This is a genomic window from Prochlorococcus sp. ALOHA_ZT_50 (genome assembly GCF_022447305.1).
In the GTDB taxonomy this organism is placed as follows: domain Bacteria; phylum Cyanobacteriota; class Cyanobacteriia; order PCC-6307; family Cyanobiaceae; genus Prochlorococcus_A.
The window spans coordinates 1-1905 of sequence record NZ_JAKVCI010000064.1 but is presented as its reverse complement, the minus strand read 5'-3'; the positions used below and the strand labels follow the sequence as shown (position 1 = coordinate 1905).

General features: G+C 32.7%; 6 protein-coding genes. 2 read left to right on the top strand and 4 right to left on the bottom strand.

All coding sequences use genetic code 11. The features are described 5' to 3' along the window. Window positions 1-120 precede the first annotated feature (120 nt). Both MK115_RS09255 and MK115_RS09250 read left to right on the top strand, forming a co-directional pair. On the top strand, window positions 121-393 hold the full coding sequence (locus MK115_RS09255; protein ID WP_019480434.1) for a DUF3303 domain-containing protein: 273 nt from the start codon (window positions 121-123) through the stop codon (window positions 391-393). Window positions 394-444: 51 nt separating this feature from the next. Beyond that, the gene (locus MK115_RS09250; RefSeq protein ID WP_025894727.1) at window positions 445-708 is read left to right on the top strand and encodes a hypothetical protein; all 264 of its coding nucleotides are present in this window, start codon (window positions 445-447) and stop codon (window positions 706-708) included. Window positions 709-720: 12 nt separating this feature from the next. Here the strand turns inward: MK115_RS09250 and MK115_RS09245 are convergent, their stop codons facing one another. The 4 genes from MK115_RS09245 to MK115_RS09230 all read right to left on the bottom strand — a co-directional run bounded on the left by MK115_RS09245 (window position 721) and on the right by MK115_RS09230 (window position 1665). Then, a complete protein-coding gene (locus MK115_RS09245) occupies window positions 721-945 on the bottom strand; it encodes a hypothetical protein (RefSeq protein ID WP_287610930.1) in 225 nt (74 codons plus the stop codon). A gap of 51 nt (window positions 946-996) precedes the next feature. After that, window positions 997-1200: a hypothetical protein gene (locus MK115_RS09240; protein ID WP_287610927.1), complete on the bottom strand. Its 204-nt coding sequence runs from the start codon at window positions 1198-1200 to the stop codon at window positions 997-999. A gap of 129 nt (window positions 1201-1329) precedes the next feature. Beyond that, window positions 1330-1515, bottom strand: coding sequence for a hypothetical protein (locus MK115_RS09235; RefSeq protein WP_287610926.1), 186 nt, complete (start codon window positions 1513-1515; stop codon window positions 1330-1332). After that, window positions 1516-1665, bottom strand: a complete 150-nt coding sequence (locus MK115_RS09230; RefSeq protein WP_187151019.1) for a hypothetical protein — start codon at window positions 1663-1665, stop codon at window positions 1516-1518. Window positions 1666-1905: the final 240 nt, after the last annotated feature.

The following is a 1905-nucleotide window of genomic DNA, read 5'->3' as shown; positions in this document are numbered from 1 at the left end:
GCTTTAGTTTTGAAATTTTTTTGGAAAGTCGATCTACAATAAGGGGCAATTAACAATATTTATTTTCAGGAATTATTTTTTTTGCTAGTAATAGAAAGCCAATAAAAATTAAAAAATAAAATGCTTTATGTTCAGCATTGGTCATTTAAGGCCGGATATCATCAAAAAGGTGCAGAAAAATTTCTTGGTGGTGGGGGAGATTATCCTGGAGTTGAGATGATTGGAAGATATCACGCACCCGGTTCTTTAGAGGGTTGGATAGTTTTAAAGACTGATGATCCAAAAGCAATATATCAACATGCCGCTGAATGGGGTGAATTTCTCAATTGGGAAACCACACCTGTATTTACTGATGAAGAAGCTGGTCCAATAGTTGCCAAAGTCTACTCATAGAAAGAGATTGACAGTCGATCTAAAATAAGGGGCAATTAGCTCCTTTTTTTAATGAACACTCTCATCATCTCAACTTTTAGCTGTACATTTGAAGAATTTAAAAATGATGTAACGACATTATTTCTTGAAGAAATGTGCAAAGAGTTTGTAACTGATTATGAGTTTGTAAAAGTGAATGAACACAAATCTCATTTATTAATGAACTGTACCGACTTAGAAAAATTAGGTGCAGAGATGGAATCTCCTTTCGCAAAGGAATGGGATAAAAAAAATAATTGTAAGGATGCCGTATATTCGATCAAACTTGTTGCGTAAATATAACGCTTACTAATTTTCTATAACACCCGCTACTTTATCTTCCGCTAGTCGTTTTTTTAGAATTGAATAATTTTGTGAAGCCCATTTTCGAGAAATATCAAATTCAGCATCTAACTTCTCTCTAAGTAATTTGCCAATTTTAAATACTTCTACGAAGCCTAGATAAATTATTACCAGCACCTTAGTTATGTTTACTGCAACAGCTGCTATCTTTTCAATTTTTTGATCTTGCATTTGAATTTATTGAAGCCCACTAAAATTACCAGTTGTAAGAAATTATGCAAATTAATTAGAGAAAAATCTTATGGATGTTATTCTCATTGGGCAATAGCTATGAAGTATTGAAGTTATTTTTAAAGGAGCTTTGGCAGAATCACCACGACCCATACCATGCAATTTATGGAATAGTTGGGGTAATAGTATTGTTGGTAATTTATAACCGATTACTAAATAAATATCAGTAACAAGAAACCCTTCCAGAAATTCCAACTACTGAAAGGGTTATTAAATCGACTCGCAACTATATAGAATCAATTTATGTCTTGCAGCAAACGTAGAGTGTGCTGACGAGGTTTGGCCTCAATTAATTTATAGCAAAAGAATATCAAATAAACTTATTTAAACTTCCCAATCTATGTCATAGTTGTCATCAATATCTTTTTCATAAACCCTCGCAAGTTCTCTAAGTAAAGTTTTTACTTCCATATCTGTAGCTCCAGATTCGTCTTGGAACTTGGTGCAAATTGCCTTTAGTTCGTCATAAGCTTGTTCTAGCAATATTGTTTTTTGATCTGGATTTGCCATTTAATTTTTGTCAACTACTTCTCCGCCATACTCTCTTGCTATTACATCTAAGCATCTAAGAATATCCTTGTTTTTTAATAGATCTGTTTGCTCTAAATAATTAAGAAGAGTTCTTATTTGTTCAATAGTATTTTCTTCTAATTCCTTCATTAGTTTCTTTCTATTTGCTCTATCTTATACCCATCAGGATCTTCTGCGAACGTATTGACTGTAGATCTTGTTGCATTTATTTTTCTTCAGTTTTTCGTATTCAACTTGTAGAACATCTAAACGCCAAGCATTTTTAAATCTTTTACGCTCCCCATTAAAATTTTTGCATCTGGAGGCGAATAAGATTTCATTTTAAGGAACTCTTTCTGCCATGATTTGTCATCCCATTTAGTACTAATT

Excerpts from the sequence above, each read along its gene's own strand:
- MK115_RS09255 (WP_019480434.1), top strand. The coding sequence starts at position 121 with ATGCTTTATGTTCAGCATTGGTCATTTAAGGCCGGATATCATCAAAAA.
- MK115_RS09250 (WP_025894727.1), top strand. The coding sequence starts at position 445 with ATGAACACTCTCATCATCTCAACTTTTAGCTGTACATTTGAAGAATTT.
- MK115_RS09245 (WP_287610930.1), bottom strand. The coding sequence starts at position 945 with ATGCAAGATCAAAAAATTGAAAAGATAGCAGCTGTTGCAGTAAACATA.
- MK115_RS09235 (WP_287610926.1), bottom strand. The coding sequence starts at position 1,515 with ATGGCAAATCCAGATCAAAAAACAATATTGCTAGAACAAGCTTATGAC.
- MK115_RS09230 (WP_187151019.1), bottom strand. The coding sequence starts at position 1,665 with ATGAAGGAATTAGAAGAAAATACTATTGAACAAATAAGAACTCTTCTT.